Origin of the sequence: Azospirillum sp. CT11-132 (genome assembly GCF_047302835.1) — a bacterium.
Classification (GTDB): Bacteria; Pseudomonadota; Alphaproteobacteria; order Azospirillales; family Azospirillaceae; genus Azospirillum.
This window is the reverse complement of record NZ_JBGLZA010000006.1, coordinates 720,105-736,560: the sequence shown is the minus strand read 5'-3', so window position 1 is coordinate 736,560 and position 16,456 is coordinate 720,105. Positions and strand designations below refer to the sequence as shown.

Sequence of the window (16,456 nt, the reverse complement as noted above, 5' to 3'; positions counted from 1 at the left end):
GGCCGTCGGATGACGCACGGAAGAGAGGTCGCTTGACCCCGCCCTTTTCCCGTGCGCCCGTTTCCCGTGCGCCCGTTTACCCGGCCGACCGGGCCCTGCGGAGGGCGTCGAGGACGGCGTCCTCGGTCAGCACCTCGGGAAGGACGACGCCATGCGGCGCGCCGGGGCCGTAGACCACGTTGAAGGGGATACCGTAGCGGCCGTGCTGCGCGAGGTAGGTCATGATGGCCGCGTCCGGGCTGGTCATGTCTGCCTTCATCGCCACGATGCCATCGGCCGACAGGGCGCCCGCCACCGGCTCGCGATCGACCACCATCTTCTTGTTGACGATGCAGGTGACGCACCACTCCGCGGTCACGTCGACGAAGACGGTCTGGCCCTGGGCGACCAGCTTGCCGATGTCCGCCTGGTCGAACCGCCGCCATTGGGCCGACGCCGCCGCGGCGTCCGGTGCCGCCATCGCGCGGTGCCCGAGGAAGGCCGGGATGGCCAGCGTCCCGGCGAGCGCCGCCACCGCCACCGGCACGGCCGCAAGGCGCAGGTTCCGACCGCCGCGCATGGCCAGCGTCATGGCGGCGATGGCGACGGTGGCGGCCGCCGCGATGCTCCCGGTCACGACGACCGAGGTCTGGGCGGCGAGGACCGTGAGAAGCCAGACCGCCGTCCCGGCCAAAGCCAGGGCGAGCAGGTGGCGGAGGGCTCCCATCCACCGCCCCGGCCGCGGCAGCAGCCGGACCGCGCCGGGAAAGGCCGCCGTGAGCAAATAGGGGCTGGCGAGCCCGACGCCGAGCGCGCCGAACACAGCCAGGATCTCGAGCGGACCGCGGGCCAGCGCGAAGCCGACCGCAGTCCCGAGGAAGGGCGCCGAGCATGGCGTCGCCAACAGGGTTGCGAAGGCCCCCATGGCAAAGTGCCCGGCCAAGCCGTTGCCGCCGACACCTCCCAGCACGGTCATGACCGACGACGGAAGCCGGATCTCGAAGGCACCCACCATGCTGGCGGTGAAGGCGAGCAGGATGACGACCATTGCGGCGATGAAGACGGGCTGCTGGAACTGCATGCCCCAGCCGACCACCCCGCCCGCTGCCTTGACGGCGGCCAGGGCACCCGCCAGGACGAGCATGGCGGCGATGGCGCCCGCCGCCGTCGCCAGGAAGCCCAGCCGTACCCGGCGGAGTTCCTGCCCCTGTTGCCGGATGACCGACATCAGCTTGAGGGAGAGCACCGGCAGTACGCAGGGCATCAGGTTGAGCACGAGGCCGCCCAGGAGGGCCACCGCCAGGAAGGGCAGGAGATCGGCCATGCGGCCGGCGACCGCGGGCGCCTCGGCCGACACGGTGACGGGAGCCTCGACAGCCCGCCCGCCGTCGACGACCGTCACGGTAAGCGGCTTGCCCGGCAGGGTGACGGAGTCGGGACCCGCCGCGATCCGCACGGTCAGAATTGCCGCTTTCCCACCACCCTCGAACGCCACATCGGGCTTGCCGAACGCCCAGTCGCCGCCCTCGATGAAGACATCCGGTTCCGTCAATGGCACCGTGAGCGATATCACACGGACGGCGAGCGTCTTCTGCGCGGTGTCGGCCCAGACCCGCTCGACGGCCAGTCCCGAAGCGCTTCCGTCGCCGGGGACTTGGGCGATGAACCGGGCGATCAGGTTTCCGGCATCCGCATCGGCCGCCGCCGCACCGGCGGGGAGGTCCAGTCGGACCTGGTGCGCGGCCGGGACGCAGATGTCGCTGCACACCAGCAGGTCGACCGTGCCGCGCAGCGAGATGGGGTCACCCGGCCGTTCAGGCTTCACCTCGAGGGGGAGGACGACCTCGCCCTTGTAGCCGAGGGTCTCGATGCCGAGGGTGGAGAACCGGTGCGGCGCGGGCCAGTGCACCTCGATCGACGCGACATTCGTCGAACCGGTCCAGTCCATCTGGGGCGGAATGCCTGCGTCCTCCGGGCTGCGCCAGTAGGTCTTCCACCCATCCTCCAGGACGATGCGCAATCCGGCGGGAACCGTCTCCAGGTCTCCCGTCGCATTCACCGGGGACAGGATCTGCGTGTGCGATGCCTGGCTTGCCGAGACCGGTCCGGCGGCCGCGTCGGCGGAGGCCGGCGCCAGCATGGCGACGAGGGTCGCCGCGATCGGCGCCAGCACGTGGCGCCGCATCAGAAAGGAGAGCATGTCATGGTCCGTGAGCAGGGTCGAGCCAACGGGCACCTCGCCCTGCGGGCGGCGGTGTCCGGCGATCCGGTCACGAAAGGCGATGGCGAGACAGGCAATGCCCGTTCGCGTAGACGGCTCCGTGACCGCTCAGGCGGACGGACGCGGGGGAGGCAGGTCGGGGATGGTGGAGATGCCGCGCGACGGGTCGTCGGTCACGAAGCCATGCGCGTCGGCGTCCGCGGAGGGCGGAGGAATAGCGAATGCGGCCGTGGGCAGACCGCCGCAGACCGTGATGCATTGAACCGTGGAACACCGCGCCGGACCGGGCGCGTTCCCGTTGCGGCCGCAGGGCCGCTCGTCGTCGCGGGCGGTGGACACGAACTCCTGCACGATGGCTTGCCGCTGGCCCGCCATCGCGGTGACCACCTCCGACCTCTGGGCGAAGGCCGCACCGGGAAACGCCTTGACGGTGCCCGAACCGGCGGCGGCAACCAGCGCGGCCAGCATGAGCAGGCCCGCCACCAGTCTCCGAACCATGCTCGCCGTGCGATCCAACAGCGTCTCCCCGATGTGCTCCCTTGAGGCCAACCGCGATATGAACGTGGCCGCACCCCTACCCTGCTCACCCTTCCGCGAGTGGTGGCGGGATGCCGCGTCAATCTTATCGTCAGTGCCGCATCACCGATGGAGCCACTCTGGCCCCTGCCTGTTCGGATCGCAAGCGAATCCATTAGACATTAGGAAACTACGTTCTATCGGCTGCGCCCCGGCTTGGCTGGCATGCCGGTACAGATCTCTGTTTCCCTGACGAAGGACAATCATCATGGTGGCCATGTGGAGTGCCCAACTGTCGGTGATTTACCACCTCGGTTTCGGGCGGCACTCCACATGCGTCGGTCGCCCGTTTATTTTGAGCGAAACTCGTATGTCGTCCGGTGATCGCCGCAGGAAAGAGCGCGCGGTCAGCGCCGTCGCCAGTACCAGACACCGGAACGGAGGGAGAGGTGGGCCAGCTTCGCACACGCCCGGCGTTGCGGGGAGTGCGCAGCTCGTAAGTTCCTGAAAGTACTGGCCGTTTGGAGAAGGTGGTTGGGGGACTAGGATTCGAACCTAGGCTGACGGAGTCAGAGTCCGCAAGAACAGCCTGCGCTTTGCTGCGACACCATACGAGACGGCACGACAACACATTGCAATACCACGTATTTTTATTTGTCAGCTTGCGCTGATCATCGCCAGAATATCCTGTCCTTCACTCTGCCGTGCATACTGGGTGCTTACTGGAGGCCTGTTTATATAGGATGATATTCCGGAAGGAAGCGACCATGCCATCGACACGGATCACCAAGCGGGCTGTCGACGATGCGACGCCTGAAGCGCGGGATTTTTATCTGTGGGACAGCGAACTGAGCGGCTTCGGATTGAAAGTCACGCCATCGGGGACGAAGACCTATCTCGTGCAATACCGCGCCGGCGGACGCGGCATGCCAACCCGCCGCATCACAATCGGGCGGCATGGATCACCCTGGACCCCTGAGCAGGCCCGCCAGGAAGCCCGTCGCGTGCTGGCCACGGTGGATCTCGGCGACGATCCTGCCGCCCGGAAGGCGGACAGGCGGCGGGAATTGACAGTGTCAGAGTTGTGCGATCTGTACATAGCGGAAGGATGCACGACAAAGAAGCCTTCGGCCATCCGGGCCGACCAGGGACGGATCACGTGGCACATCAAACCCCTGCTGGGAAAAGGAAAGCCGGGGACATCACCCGGGGTGATATCGAGCGCCTGTTGCGCGACGTGGCGGCTGGAAAGACCGCCAGCCCACACCGCTCCAGCAAGGGCGGCAGCCGCGCAACCGGCGGAAAGGGCGCTGCGTCGCAAACCGTGATCCTGCTGAGAGCGATGTTCGCCTTCGCCATGGCTCGGGCGCTCCGATCCGACAATCCCGCGGCCGGAATCAAAACATTCAATGTCAGAAAGCTGGAACGTTTCCTGACCGCCGAGGAAATGGGCAGACTTGGCAAGACACTGATCGCGTTCGAACAGGAGGGGGCCAACCCATATCTCATCGCCGCCATTCGCCTCCTGCTGCTGACAGGATGCCGAAAATCCGAAATCTGAGCCTGACCTGGGACCACGTGGATGTCGCCTACTCCTACTTGCGTCTGCCCGACAGCAAGACCGGCGCAAAGGTTGTACCGCTGGGACGGGCCGCACTCGATATCCTGAGCAAGCTCCAACGCCGGCCCGGCAATCAATATGTCATCCCCGGCAAAGGGCAAGATGGACAGTTGGTCAACATCGACCGGACCTGGGAAAAGATCCGCACCGCAGCCGGTTTACCCGATGTTCGTTTGCATGATCTTCGACATAGCTTCGCCAGCGTCGGAGCCGCCAACGGAAGCAGTCTGCTGGTCATTGGGAAGATTCTTGGACATACCCAGCCAACGACGACCCAGCGTTACGCCCACCTGGCACATGATCCCGTCCTAACCGCGGCTGATCAAATCTCTGCCGCCATCGCTGACGCCCTTGACCAATCCAGTTCGCGGCGAAACCGCCAGCGCAAGTTTCGCCTTCGGCCAAATCGCGCCGTGACCCTGGCTGATGCACCGGTCTGACTGCAACAATCGCGACCCTTTGGGTGGGGTGATCAAGTGAAGGTGTGGCCGCAGGCGCTTGTCCAATTCCAGCGCACAGACCCGGATCCAACGGAAGAGGGTTCGTGCGATCGACCGTCTCGCCGCCGTCGAACGGCGAGAGGCCGGCGGGGTGCCGCATGCACCCGATCGTCAAACATCCGGCCCGTCACTGGCTTGCGGTGAACACTGCCAATTGGGCGTCGAATGCACGCTTGTAGGCGGGGCGGCCTTCGCCGCGGGCAACATAGGCCGAAAGGTTCGGATGCTCGCCGAGCAGACCCGATGCTTTCAGCCTCAGCAGCACCGACACCATCAACAGATCACCCGCGCTGAATGCGCCGTCGAGCCACTCGGCATCGCCGAGGCGATCCGACAGTTGCTCCAGCCGGACGCGAACCCGCTCCTCAACCAGCGGAAGCCTCTCCTTGCTCCAGGGCTTGTCGCTTTCCAGAACCTTGGTGGTTACGAGATCAAGGATCGGCGGCTCGACCGTGTTGAGCGCGGCAAACATCCACATGAGTACACGCGCCCGCGTCCGCGCGTCACCGGGCAACAGGCCCGCATGGCGTTCAGCGATATGGAAGACGATCGCACCCGTCTCGAACAGGGCGACATCATCATCCTCGAAGGTTGGAATCTGCCCGAAAGGATGAAGCGCCAGATGCGCGGGTTCCTTCATCGCAGCAAAGGAAACAAGGCGAACCTCATAGGGTCGGCTTACCTCTTCAAGTGCCCAGCGGACGCGCGTGTCGCGCGCCAAGCCCCTGCCGCCGTCGGGTGACCGTTCGAACGCGGTGATCGTGATGGTCATTCCAAGGTTCCATTCCCGGCTGGACGTTTCAAGCCGCCGATCCTGCGTGGACGGCCGCCTCAAGCACAGCGATGTCAATTTTGCGCATCGTCATCATTGCGTCGAAAGCGCGTTTCGCCGCGACGCCGTCGGAACCCGTCGTCAACTCGAGCAGCCGCCTCGGCGTGATCTGCCAGGAGAACCCCCACCGGTCCTTGCACCAACCGCAAGCGCTCTCGACGCCGCCGTTGGTGACGATCGCATTCCAGTAGCGGTCGGTTTCTTCCTGGCTTTCGGTAACCACCATGAAGCTGACCGCTTCGTTCGCCGTGAAATTCGGTCCACCGTTCAGACCCACGAACCGCCGGCCGAGCACCGTGAACTCGACGGTCAATTCGGAACCTTCGTGCCCACCGGGGAAATTGCCGGGCGCCATGTTCACACGGTCGACATGGCTGTCGGGAAAAGTGGCGGCGTAGAACTTGGCCGCTTCGGCGGCTTGGCCATGGTCGAACCACAGGCAGGTTACGAGATCGGGCATATCCGGTGCTCCTACTGGCTTGGTTGCTTCCGCACTTGCGTGCGGCGATCGGTGCCGCACTACATGTTGATTTCGGGTTCGACCAGTTTTGCGAATTTCCGCAGGCTTTCCTGCCAGCCGAGATAGCAGGCCTCTAGCGGGATCGCGTCCGGCACGCCCGCCTGCTCGATCGTCATGTCAGTGCCGACCGACACGGCCTTCAAGGTTACGGTCACTTTCATCTCACCCGGAAGGTGGGGATCATCGAACCTGTCCGTGTAGACGAGCCGCTCGTTGGGGACGAGTTCGAGATATTCGCCCCCGAAGGCGTGGCTGTGGCCTGTGGTGAAATTGCGGAACGACATCCTGTGCGTGCCGCCGACCTCGGCATTCAGTTCATGTACCGTGCAAGTGAAGCCGTGGGGCGGCAGCCAGCTGGCAATGGCGTCCGGCTCCACGAATGCCCGGTAGACTTTCTCCGGCTTGGCATTGACGACGCGATGCAGGCGGACGGTGTTGGGCATGTCAGTTCACCTTCGGTGCGGGGTTGAAGCTTTTGCCGCTTTCCGAGCGGAACAGCAGCGTCAGATAGCGATGGAGATGGTCGATGCTGTCGGCGGCAATGGACGCACCGCCCTTGGCCTTGGCGAGGACAAAGGCGCCCTGGAGAACGGCTTGGGTGTGCAGTGCGAGGCTTTCGGCACTCCAATCGGCGTTCACACCATATTTCCGCATGGCTTCGCGGATGTCGGTCTCGAGTGTCCTCGCATGGCCGGCGATATTGCGGGCGCATGCGGCCACGATCTCGGGACGGGTCTCATAGGCTTCCTGGGTGATCATGCCGGCGAAACAGGTGAAATCAGGAAGGTCTCCGGCAAGCAACTCTTTGCGGAACTCTAGGTAAGCGAGCAGCCGGTCCAGCGGGTCCGCGAGATCATGGTAGGGCGCCCGTGCGAACAGGCCGCCGGTCACCGCATCCCAGTGGGCGACAGCCGCAAGCATCAGGTCGTCCTTGCTCTTGAAGTGATGGAAAAAGCTTCCCTTGGTGACGCCGGCCTCGGCGCAGAGATCCTCGATCCGTGTTGCCGTATAGCCCTTGGTGCGCACGACCTTCAGCGCCGCGTCGAGAAGTCTGGACTTTGAATCAGGCTGCATGTCGATCACCCACTCACCATACCCACTGGTTGGTTTTTTGTACCGACTAGTTGGTATGGTGTCAAGCGGATAGAGTTTCGCCTGCCCGTCATCGCTGGAAAAGGCATTGTCACGCGAACGGAATCGACGCGCAGGAAGCCCGGAGCCCTCGAGGGAATCACGCCGCGGCAGTCGCGGCCCGCCAATCGGCCATCGCCTGCGCCCGCAAAGTGCGCAGAGAGCGGCGGGAAACCAAGTGGCGCTGAAGGTTGAAGGTGTTGTAAGCGGCGGCATGCATCGCGACGAAGCGCTGGGCGGACCCGGGCGACTTGAAACGTTGCATTTTGCGTTCGCGCCGGCGGACCGGCTGGTGCGAGACCTCGGCTCGGTTGTTCATCCGCCGCCCTTGCGCATGGCGGGCTGCCAAGCCGATCTCACGAAAGGCGGCCCCGTAGGACCGCAGCTTATCGGTGGTGACCTGGGTGGGCGTGAAGCCGTGCTTTTGAGCAGTTTGCGCATCAACTTGAGGGCCGCGGTCTTGTCGCGCCGACACTGGACGAGCGCCTCCAGCACTTCGCCTTCATCGTCGACGGCCCGCCACAGATACATTGGCCGGCCGCCAACCCGCACGACCATCTCGTCCAGATGCCAGCGCGGGCTGGGCGTCGGCCGCAAGTGCCGCAGGTTCCGGGCGATCGTCGGCCCAAACTTCGACACCCAGCGGCGCACGGTCTCGTAGGACACGTCGATGCCGCGTTCAGCCAGGAGTTCCTCGACGTCGCGGTAGCTCAACGTGAACCGGAGATACAGCCGGATCGCATGCTGAATGACCGCAGGCGGGAAGTGGTGCCGGGCGTACGTGAGCGGCGACATTCGATGAGGACAGCGGCGTTGCCGACGTCCTGCCACCGTTCTCGTGACAATGCCGATTCGACTTCTTCTCGGACGTGCTCCAATACCCCAAATTCTTAAAGTGCCTCTATACTCCTTGCGTCGATCACCTGGAAATATTCGGAAGGAGCGATCCCAAGCGCGCGCCGGAACATGGCACTGAATGCACTGGGGCTCTCATAGCCGAGGTCCATGGCGACCATTGAGATTGCCGAGCCCTCAGCGAGCATGCGAATGCCACATAGCAATCTGGCCTGCTGACGCCATTTCGAGAATGTCATGCCTGTCTCCAGAGGGAACATCCGCTCCAGTGTACGTTGGCTGGCGCCCGTCTGTTTGCCGAATTCCGACAAGTTGGTGGTACAGCTGGGCTCCTCCAGAATGGCATGGCAGATCCTCAATAGCCTTCGGTCACTGGGCAGGGGCAGATCAAGTGGCAGGACCGGCGCCGGGTGAATTTCGTCCAGAATCAGACTCATGATCCTGTCCTCCCGCCCGCCGTCCGAATAGTCGTTATCTAATTTGACGGCAGCAACGATCAATTCCCGTAAGAGCGGGCTGACCGCCACGACGCAGCAGCCTTTCGGCAAGTTCCGGCAGGCGTCAGGATCGACGTAGACCGTTCGCATTTCAACGCGGCCCGAGGTTTTCATTTCGTGCTCTACGCCGCCGGGTATCCAGACGGCCCGGAGTGAAGGAACCACCCAAGTACCTGCCATGGTCGTCACCGTGATAACGCCGCTGCAACCGAAGATCAGTTGGGAACGGTAATGGCTGTGCATGGGGATCACAAACTGGTCGGGAAGATCCCTGGCCATGGCTGCAACCGCACGGGGAGTGTTCTGGTAGTCGCTCCGGTCTTCGCTTTTGCCGAACATATCCCCTCCTGCTGCAAGAGTTGGCGTGTTTGAGGCATAAATTGGCGAGAGTGCGGGGGCAATGCCCCCGCAGTGAGTGTACTGTATCACTATAAACAAAACATCAAGCTTGGGGAAGTGCCCAATGAACGTCTATCGCAACTTCACGCAAGAACAGCTCGACATGGAATATAATGTCCGCGCTGGTATTCCTGATCATCTGGACATTTTCAACCGTTGGAAAAGCGACAGTGAAGAGTTCCGCGGGTCTGCAAACCTTCATGAGAATCTCCAATATGGTACCGATGCGGCCCAATCCATCGACCTGTTCCTCTCGGCTGAGATAAACGCTCCGATCGTGGTGTTCATCCACGGCGGCTATTGGCAATCCCTCGACAAGTCGGATTTCAGCTATATCGCAAAGCCATATATTGAAGACGGGTTCAATTTCGCTGCGGTTAATTACCGGCTGGCTCCCTCGGTGAGTATGGCAGAAATTGTCTCTGACGTGCAAAACGCCATGCTCTGGCTCTATCGGAATGCCCGGTCCTACCGCTGCGATCCCGAACGGATCTACGTCACCGGAAGCTCTGCCGGCGGCCATTTGACGGCCATGATGATGTCGACCGACTGGCAGAGCCTGTCGGCACCATCCGACCTCGTGAAGGGTGGCTGCGCCTTGAGCGGTCTTTACGACCTGGAGCCGATTCGGTTGTGCTACCTCAACCAAAAGGTTGGCCTGGATCAGCAAAGCGCGCGGGAGTACAGCCCGATCCTCCACATCCCCGCGGTGGCGCCGCCGCTGCTGATTGCCGTTGGGGGCGACGAATCCAGTGAATTCCACCGCCAGCAGGCCCTCTATGTCCAGGCATGGCGGGAAGCCGGCCTCTTCGTGCAGGAGATCGATCAGCCCGATGGCCACCATTTCGACATGTGCGATCGACTGGGCGACCGCCGCGAACCGCTGTACCAAGCGGTCGTCGGGATGATCCGGGCGCATAGCGCGGCCTGAGGATTTCCTCCCTCTTGTCCGGTCGATGACCGGGAGATGGCGCGCTCCGGGCATTCCTCACCCGGAGCGCGTGGTCGTCCGTCAGTCGGCGAAGGGGTCCGTCATCAGGATGGTGTCGTCGCGTTCCGGGCTGGTCGACAGCAGGGCGACCGGGGCCTGGATCAGCTCCTCGATGTGGCGGACATACTTGACCGCCTGGGCCGGCAGCTCCGCCCAGGAGCGGGCGCCGCGGGTGGTGTCCTTCCAGCCTTCGAAGGTCTCATAGATCGGCTCGACGCGGGCCTGGGAACCGGCGTTCGACGGGTAATAGTCGATCTCCTTACCGTCCAGCTTGTAGCCGACGCAGACCTTGATCTCGTCGAAGCCGTCCAGCACGTCCAGCTTGGTCAGGGCGATGCCGTCGATGCCGCCGGTCTTGACCGCCTGACGGACCATGACGGCGTCGAACCAGCCGCAGCGGCGCTTGCGCCCGGTATTCACGCCGAACTCCTTGCCTTTCTGGCCGATCAGCTCGCCGATGTCGTCCATCAACTCGGTCGGGAAGGGGCCGGAGCCGACACGCGTGGTGTAGGCCTTGCAGATGCCCAGCACATAGCCGACGGCGCGCGGACCCATGCCGCTGCCGGCGGCGGCGTTGCCGGCCACCGTGTTGGAGGAGGTGACGTACGGATAGGTGCCGTGGTCGATGTCCAGCATCGTGCCCTGGGCGCCTTCGAACAGGATGCGCTTGCCGGCGCGGCGCAGCTCGTCCAGCTGCTTCCAGACGACGGCGGCGTAGGGCAGGACCTGCGGCGCGATCTGGCGCAGGGGATCCAGGATGTCGGCCGGGGTCATCTCCGGCGCGCCCAGCGCGCGGAACAGCGCGTTGTGGTGGGCGAGCAAAGCGTCGACCTTCTCCACCAGCACGGCGTCGTCGGTCAGGTCGCACAGGCGGATGGCGCGGCGGGCGACCTTGTCCTCATAGGCCGGGCCGATGCCGCGGCCGGTGGTGCCGATCTTGCCGGCGCCCTTGGCCTCTTCGCGCGCCTTGTCCAGGGCGCTGTGCACCGGCAGGATCAGCGGCACGTTCTCGGCGACGATCAGGTTTTCCGGCGTGACGGAGACGCCCTTCTCCTTGATCGCGTTCACTTCACGGATGAAGGCCCACGGGTCGAAGACGACGCCGTTGCCGATGACAGACAGCTTGTTCTGGCGCACCACGCCCGAGGGCAACAGGTTGAGCTTGTACGTCACGCCCCTGATCACCAGTGTGTGGCCGGCGTTGTGACCGCCCTGGAAGCGCACCACCACATCGGCCCGGCTGGACAGCCAGTCGACGATCTTGCCCTTGCCCTCGTCGCCCCACTGGGCGCCGACAACCACGACGTTGGCCATGGGATTCTCCGTTGTGATGTCAAACCGTTATTGAAGAAGGCTCCGCACCTCCCGGCCGCGGTGCTGCATCGCGACCGGGAGGTGCGGTGTCTTTCTCGCCCAGTCGGCACCGGCTGAACGCCGATGCGGATGCCACTTCGCTGTGCACCGCTCTTGCGGCCGAAGCCCGGCGGCCGAATGGGGCCATTTGTGTTCAAAGCGACTGAAGCCTTGATTCAGGACTTGAACCGGTTGGGGTCGAAGGCGCCCGGCGGCAGCGATGACAGGGCTGCCGGTGGTGGGAACGGGTACCGCAGATAGGGTGCCTGCGGCTGGCCGGGAGGCGAATATTGACCATCGGCGAGAATGCGCTTCTTCGCGGACATCTGCACGACCTTGCAGCGGAAGGTCGTGATCTGTGCCGGTGCGAAATCATCGATCGGCGTGTAGTCGCGTTCTGGGCGGTATTTCTCCAGCACCTCATATTGCTGGCGCCGCACGGCTTCGAGATCCTCCGATGGATCGACGTGGCATCGTGCGAGCACGCTGTAATATTCGAAGCTGGTGTTTTGCCCCTTCGGCGCCTTTAGCAGAGCGACCAAATGGTCGATCTCGATGGTCACGTGCGGATTGCGGTGGATCAGTCCGGCCATTCGTCCGAAGCGGGAGCAGTGAAGTAGAAACACCCCGTCAATAAACCGGTAGCTCTGAGCCAAAACATAGGGAAAGGGATCGTCATGGATTGCGATACGGCAGACGACCTGGTCGGCAAGAAATTTCGAAATGGCCTCCCAGTCGTTCCATGCTAGGTCGGAACGCCGCATGCCATTGTCGAAATAGGCCGGTAGGGCAGTGGAGCTGTTCATTCTGCTTCGTCCCGATCAGCGGATGGCGAAGATGCCCTCGACCTCGACGGGGGCATCGAAGGGAAGGCTCTTGACGCCGATGGCGATGCGGGCGTGCTCGCCCCGCTCGCCGAAGGCCGAGGTCATGATCTGCGAGGCGGCGTTGATGATGGTCGGTGCATCTGCAAATCCTTCATCAGCGGCAACGAAACCACCCAGCCGGATGCAGCGTTCGACGCGGGTGAAATCGCCCTGGCAGGCGTGCTTCAACCAAGCCAGGACATTGAGGGCGCACAGTTCAGCTGCCTCCCGCGCCTGATCGACGGAGACGGTGCCCGGAACGCGGCCGACCCAGACCGGCTTGCCGTCCCTGACCGGCAATTGGCCGGACACATGAACGATTCCTCCATGTACGACATAAGGTTTAAAGGCTGCCGCAGACATTTGGATGTCGGGCACGTTTCGAAGAAGATCGTGGTTCAAAACCATGTGAAGCCCACCTTGCAGATATAATGAATTGTCGGAGCACGTAACAATGACAGTCCCGCCGCGCCGCCGCGCGCGCGCGGGCGCCATGTTTGCGCGTTCTCTCGCCAATCGGGATGCAAGCCCCGCGACAGCCAAATGGTCGCGCCCTGTCGGAGTGCAGTTTGGCATTCTTGCGACAGAGGTTGGCGCCGGCTCGCGAGCAGGCGCATCAGAAGCCGGATAGTCTCCTGTACGAACAGTTATGGGAGGCCACAATGAACATCTGCGCGAGCGATCGGCTTGAGAGGCTGCCGCTTTGTAGTTATCACCGGTTCCTTCTTCTGATCATTGGCCTAGCGTTCTTCTTCGATAATCTTGATCTGGCCATGATGACCTACCTTCTGGGGTCGATAAAGGCGGAGTTCGGGCTTACGACGGCTGAAGCCGGAATGTTGGGGAGTGCCAGTTTCGTCGGCATGGCGATCGGCGCGGTTTGTTCGGGTTTGTTCGCGGACCGGTTTGGAAGGAAACCGCTCTTTCAAATGAGCATGATCGTGTGGGGCGTGGGTAGTTATCTGTGCTCGACAGCGACGGACCCCCTGACGCTCGGGGTGTACCGGTTCATCCTCGGGATTGGCATGGGGATGGAGTTGCCGCTGGCGCAGACGCTGCTTTCCGAATTCATTCCAGCGAAGCGGCGCGGCAAGTATCTGGCCCTCATGGACGGAAACTGGCCGATCGCGTTCATCTGTGCCGGATTGATCTCCTACATGGTGTTGCCGAGCTACGGCTGGCGCACGATGTTCGAAATCGGCGCGGTTCCGGCGCTCTTCCTGTTCGCCATCCGGCGCTTCGTGCCGGAGTCCCCCCGGTGGCTGGAATCGCGGGGACGGGCCGCCGAGGCTTCGGCCATCGTGGACGGCATTGAAGGCACCGTGAAGAAGCGACTGAAGCTCACCGTACTGCCCCCGGTGATCGCCAGAACGGCGGGCAGCGCACCGGCATCGATCGGTCTGCGTGATCTGTGGAGCGGCGTCTACCGCCCCCGCCTCCTGACGGCATGCGCATTGTGGTTCTTTGCGCTTCTCGGTTTCTACGGGCTCAGCACTTGGCTCGGCGCGCTTCTGCAGCAATCCGGCTACGACGTGACGAAGTCGGTTCTCTACACGGTCTACATTTCGACCGGTGGTATCCCCGGGTTTCTCTGGGCGGCCTGGGCCGTCGAGCGCTGGGGGCGCAAGCCGACTTGCATCATCACGCTGCTCGGCGGAGCCCTCGCGGTCATGACGTACGGTTACGTCGCTCTGGGAAACCTGGGCATTCCGGCCCTCTTCGCATCCGGTTTCTCGATGCAGTTCTTCCTGTTCGGTATGTGGGCCGTTCTCTACACCTACACGCCGGAACTCTTCCCGACCGGGGCGCGGGCATCCGGTTGCGGCCTGTCTTCCACGGCCGGTCGCATGGGGTCCCTCATCGGCCCGACCACCGTCGGCATCATCCTGCCCGTCGCCGGAACGACTGGGGTGTTCGGGCTGGGCGCGGCTTGCTTCGTCATGGCGGCGCTTGTCATCTACAAATTCGGCATCGAAACCCGCGGTATGTCGCTGGAAGAAATTGCCACACACACGGAAGAGATGAATGTCGAGCCGGCTCTCGCCGGTTCCCGGCAGCAGTCGACCTGATGGCCGCACTGGCCGGTCCTGCACGACCCGGCGGAACTTGGGGGTAATAACAGGGTTGGCGGGTCGCAGTCATGGCCTAATGGCTTTGCCATTCCGGTCAAAGCCATGATTGGCGGGGGAGCGTGCAAACTTGGCGTTCTCCCGCGCGCAGGCACAGGGCGGACCGGGCACAATCGGGCCTGAGTACCGGCGGCATCATCTCCATGAGCCATGCCGCCGATGTTGCCAGCCGATAGAGAAATTTACTTTGGAATGCTCCAGGTCCGAAGAATGCCTGAATGAGCCTTAAGGAATTTACTGTCGAAACCCACCCCAAAAGCGAGTTTTTACCATGACGAGAATGACGGCGGCGGAAGCGGCGGTGCGGGTGCTGGAGCGGGAGGACATCGACGTCTGCTTCGGCGTCCCCGGCGCCGCGATCAACCCCTTCTACGCGGCGATGCAGCGGCGCGGCACGATGCGCCATGTGCTGGCCCGCCATGTGGAGGGCGCCTCGCACATGGCCGAAGGCTACACGCGGGCCAATGCCGGCAACATCGGCGTGTGCATCGGCACCTCCGGCCCGGCCGGCACCGATATGATCACCGGCCTCTATTCGGCGATCGCGGACTCGATCCCGATCCTGTGCATCACCGGACAGGCGCCGCGCGCCCGCCTGCACAAGGAGGATTTCCAGGCCATCAACGTGCCGGACATCGCCAAGCCGGTGACCAAGTGGGCATTGACCGTGCTGGAGCCGGCGCAGGTGCCCTACGTCTTCCAGCAGGCCTTCCACCTGATGCGCTCCGGCCGGCCCGGCCCGGTGCTGATCGACCTGCCGATCGATGTCCAGATGGCCGAGATCGAGTTCGACGACGAGGCCTACGAGCCGCTGCCGGTCTATAAGCCGGCGGCCACGCGCCAGCAGGTTGAAAAGGCGCTGGCGATGTTTGCCGCGGCGGAGCGTCCGCTGGTGGTTGCCGGCGGCGGCATCATCAACGCCGATGCGTCGGACAAGCTGGTCGAGTTCGCCGAGCTGCTGGGCGTGCCGGTGATCCCGACGCTGATGGGCTGGGGCACCATCCCCGACGACCATCCGCTGATGGCCGGCATGGTGGGGCTGCAGACCGCTCACCGCTACGGCAACGCGACGATGCTGAAGTCCGACTTCGTGCTGGGCATCGGTAACCGCTGGGCCAACCGCCACACCGGCTCGGTCGAGGTCTACACCAAGGGCCGCAAGTTCGTGCATGTCGACATCGAACCGACCCAGATCGGCCGCGTCTTCATGCCTGACCTCGGCATCGTCTCTGACGCCGGCGCGGCGCTGGACATGTTCATCGCGGTGGCGAAGGAGTGGAAGGCCGCCGGCAAGTTCAAGGACCTCGGCGGCTGGGTCAAGGACTGCCAGGGCCGCAAGCGGTCGATGCACCGCCGCAGCGACTTCGATCAGGTGCCGATGAAGCCGCAGCGCGTCTATCAGGAGATGAACAGCGCCTTCGGCCAGGACACCACCTACGTCACCACCATCGGCCTGTCGCAGATCGCCGGCGCGCAATTCCTGCACGTCTACAAGCCGCGCCACTGGATCAACTGCGGCCAGGCCGGCCCGCTGGGCTGGACCCTGCCGGCGGCGCTGGGCGTCCGGGTGGCCGATCCGAAGCGGCGCATCGTCGCCCTGTCCGGCGACTACGACTTCCAGTTCATGATCGAGGAGCTTGCGGTCGGCGCCCAGCACAAGCTGCCCTACATCCATGTGCTGGTGAACAACGCCTATCTCGGCCTGATCCGGCAGGCGCAGCGCGCCTTCCAGATGGACTTCCAGGTGCAGCTGTCCTTCGAGAACATCAACGCGCCGGAGATCGGCGTCTATGGCGTCGACCACGTCGCGGTGGCCGAGGGGCTGGGCTGCAAGGCCATCCGCGTCACCGAGCCCGACCGCATCCAGGACGCCTTCGCCCAGGCCCAGGCCTGGATGGACGAGTATCAGGTGCCGGTCGTCGTCGAACTGGTGCTGGAGCGGGTGACCAACATCTCCATGGGCACCGACATCGACAACGTCACCGAGTTCGAGGAGACGCTGGACCTGCCGGTGGAGGAGAGCGAGACCGTGCTGGTCTGACGGGC

Annotated in this window: 15 protein-coding genes and 2 pseudogenes; 6 read left to right on the top strand and 11 right to left on the bottom strand. The window is 63.7% G+C overall.

Going from position 1 to position 16,456, the window contains the following annotated elements; all coding sequences use genetic code 11:
* Positions 1–76: 76 nt before the first annotated feature.
* On the bottom strand, positions 77–2,179 hold the full coding sequence (locus ACCD06_RS27175) for a protein-disulfide reductase DsbD family protein (RefSeq protein ID WP_413344795.1): 2,103 nt from the start codon (positions 2,177–2,179) through the stop codon (positions 77–79).
* Positions 2,180–2,308: 129 nt separating this feature from the next.
* Positions 2,309–2,698 (bottom strand): hypothetical protein, encoded by a 390-nt coding sequence (locus ACCD06_RS27170; protein ID WP_146205452.1) that lies wholly within the window; start codon positions 2,696–2,698, stop codon positions 2,309–2,311.
* 761 nt (positions 2,699–3,459) lie between these two features.
* Here ACCD06_RS27170 and ACCD06_RS27165 point away from each other — a divergent pair.
* From ACCD06_RS27165 to ACCD06_RS27155, 3 genes and pseudogenes are all read left to right on the top strand, one after another.
* A pseudogene (locus tag ACCD06_RS27165) lies at positions 3,460–3,756 on the top strand (Arm DNA-binding domain-containing protein); the annotation flags it as partial.
* A 119-nt stretch (positions 3,757–3,875) separates the two neighbouring features.
* Entirely contained in the window at positions 3,876–4,277 is a 402-nt protein-coding gene (locus ACCD06_RS27160) for a hypothetical protein (protein WP_247871611.1), read from the top strand.
* Positions 4,256–4,777, top strand: coding sequence for a site-specific integrase (locus ACCD06_RS27155; protein WP_109157241.1), 522 nt, complete (start codon positions 4,256–4,258; stop codon positions 4,775–4,777). Before ACCD06_RS27160 ends, ACCD06_RS27155 begins: the two co-directional genes overlap by 22 nt.
* Positions 4,778–4,964: 187 nt before the next feature.
* On the opposite strand, the gene ACCD06_RS27150 is transcribed toward ACCD06_RS27155, so the two are convergent.
* The 6 genes and pseudogenes from ACCD06_RS27150 to ACCD06_RS27125 form a co-directional block, all read right to left on the bottom strand.
* Positions 4,965–5,609, bottom strand: coding sequence for a glutathione S-transferase family protein (locus tag ACCD06_RS27150; RefSeq protein ID WP_413344792.1), 645 nt, complete (start codon positions 5,607–5,609; stop codon positions 4,965–4,967).
* Positions 5,610–5,637: 28 nt separating this feature from the next.
* Positions 5,638–6,129 carry a VOC family protein gene (locus ACCD06_RS27145; protein WP_413344790.1) on the bottom strand — a complete coding sequence of 164 codons (492 nt, stop codon included), beginning with the start codon at positions 6,127–6,129 and terminating at the stop codon, positions 5,638–5,640.
* Between the two features lie 59 nt (positions 6,130–6,188).
* On the bottom strand, positions 6,189–6,632 hold the full coding sequence (locus tag ACCD06_RS27140) for an SRPBCC family protein (protein ID WP_109073769.1): 444 nt from the start codon (positions 6,630–6,632) through the stop codon (positions 6,189–6,191).
* Between the two features lies 1 nt (position 6,633).
* Entirely contained in the window at positions 6,634–7,263 is a 630-nt protein-coding gene (locus ACCD06_RS27135) for a TetR/AcrR family transcriptional regulator (protein ID WP_109073770.1), read from the bottom strand.
* Positions 7,264–7,420: 157 nt separating this feature from the next.
* Positions 7,421–8,115 (bottom strand): annotated as a pseudogene (locus tag ACCD06_RS27130) (IS6 family transposase).
* A 95-nt stretch (positions 8,116–8,210) separates the two neighbouring features.
* Positions 8,211–9,011 (bottom strand): AraC family transcriptional regulator, encoded by an 801-nt coding sequence (locus ACCD06_RS27125; RefSeq protein WP_109073768.1) that lies wholly within the window; start codon positions 9,009–9,011, stop codon positions 8,211–8,213.
* A 124-nt stretch (positions 9,012–9,135) separates the two neighbouring features.
* On the opposite strand from ACCD06_RS27125, the gene ACCD06_RS27120 reads away from it, so the two are divergent.
* Positions 9,136–10,002: an alpha/beta hydrolase gene (locus ACCD06_RS27120; protein WP_109073767.1), complete on the top strand. Its 867-nt coding sequence runs from the start codon at positions 9,136–9,138 to the stop codon at positions 10,000–10,002.
* A gap of 81 nt (positions 10,003–10,083) precedes the next feature.
* Here ACCD06_RS27120 and ACCD06_RS27115 read toward each other — a convergent pair whose 3' ends face one another.
* The 3 genes from ACCD06_RS27115 to ACCD06_RS27105 form a co-directional block, all read right to left on the bottom strand.
* Complete coding sequence (locus ACCD06_RS27115) at positions 10,084–11,376, bottom strand: adenylosuccinate synthase (RefSeq protein WP_413344787.1); 1,293 nt, start codon at positions 11,374–11,376, stop codon at positions 10,084–10,086.
* 215 nt (positions 11,377–11,591) lie between these two features.
* The gene (locus ACCD06_RS27110) at positions 11,592–12,221 is read right to left on the bottom strand and encodes a pyridoxamine 5'-phosphate oxidase family protein (RefSeq protein ID WP_199232169.1); all 630 of its coding nucleotides are present in this window, start codon (positions 12,219–12,221) and stop codon (positions 11,592–11,594) included.
* Positions 12,222–12,236: 15 nt separating this feature from the next.
* Positions 12,237–12,689: a RidA family protein gene (locus tag ACCD06_RS27105; RefSeq protein ID WP_109157748.1), complete on the bottom strand. Its 453-nt coding sequence runs from the start codon at positions 12,687–12,689 to the stop codon at positions 12,237–12,239.
* Between the two features lie 254 nt (positions 12,690–12,943).
* Between ACCD06_RS27105 and ACCD06_RS27100 the strand changes: the two genes are divergently transcribed.
* Both ACCD06_RS27100 and gcl read left to right on the top strand, forming a co-directional pair.
* A complete protein-coding gene (locus ACCD06_RS27100) occupies positions 12,944–14,350 on the top strand; it encodes an MFS transporter (RefSeq protein WP_109157750.1) in 1,407 nt (468 codons plus the stop codon).
* Positions 14,351–14,681: 331 nt separating this feature from the next.
* Positions 14,682–16,451, top strand: a complete 1,770-nt coding sequence (gene gcl / locus ACCD06_RS27095; protein ID WP_413344784.1) for a glyoxylate carboligase — start codon at positions 14,682–14,684, stop codon at positions 16,449–16,451.
* The last annotated feature ends 5 nt before the right edge of the window (positions 16,452–16,456 follow it).

Bases quoted from the DNA above. Each gene is read 5' to 3' on its own strand.
- ACCD06_RS27175 (WP_413344795.1), bottom strand. From the start codon at position 2,179: ATGCTCTCCTTTCTGATGCGGCGCCACGTGCTGGCGCCGATCGCGGCG.
- ACCD06_RS27170 (WP_146205452.1), bottom strand. From the start codon at position 2,698: ATGGTTCGGAGACTGGTGGCGGGCCTGCTCATGCTGGCCGCGCTGGTT.
- ACCD06_RS27155 (WP_109157241.1), top strand. From the start codon at position 4,256: ATGCCGAAAATCCGAAATCTGAGCCTGACCTGGGACCACGTGGATGTC.
- ACCD06_RS27150 (WP_413344792.1), bottom strand. From the start codon at position 5,609: ATGACCATCACGATCACCGCGTTCGAACGGTCACCCGACGGCGGCAGG.
- ACCD06_RS27145 (WP_413344790.1), bottom strand. From the start codon at position 6,129: ATGCCCGATCTCGTAACCTGCCTGTGGTTCGACCATGGCCAAGCCGCC.
- ACCD06_RS27140 (WP_109073769.1), bottom strand. From the start codon at position 6,632: ATGCCCAACACCGTCCGCCTGCATCGCGTCGTCAATGCCAAGCCGGAG.
- ACCD06_RS27135 (WP_109073770.1), bottom strand. From the start codon at position 7,263: ATGCAGCCTGATTCAAAGTCCAGACTTCTCGACGCGGCGCTGAAGGTC.
- ACCD06_RS27125 (WP_109073768.1), bottom strand. From the start codon at position 9,011: ATGTTCGGCAAAAGCGAAGACCGGAGCGACTACCAGAACACTCCCCGT.
- ACCD06_RS27120 (WP_109073767.1), top strand. From the start codon at position 9,136: ATGAACGTCTATCGCAACTTCACGCAAGAACAGCTCGACATGGAATAT.
- ACCD06_RS27115 (WP_413344787.1), bottom strand. From the start codon at position 11,376: ATGGCCAACGTCGTGGTTGTCGGCGCCCAGTGGGGCGACGAGGGCAAG.
- ACCD06_RS27110 (WP_199232169.1), bottom strand. From the start codon at position 12,221: ATGAACAGCTCCACTGCCCTACCGGCCTATTTCGACAATGGCATGCGG.
- ACCD06_RS27105 (WP_109157748.1), bottom strand. From the start codon at position 12,689: ATGGTTTTGAACCACGATCTTCTTCGAAACGTGCCCGACATCCAAATG.
- ACCD06_RS27100 (WP_109157750.1), top strand. From the start codon at position 12,944: ATGAACATCTGCGCGAGCGATCGGCTTGAGAGGCTGCCGCTTTGTAGT.
- gcl (WP_413344784.1), top strand. From the start codon at position 14,682: ATGACGAGAATGACGGCGGCGGAAGCGGCGGTGCGGGTGCTGGAGCGG.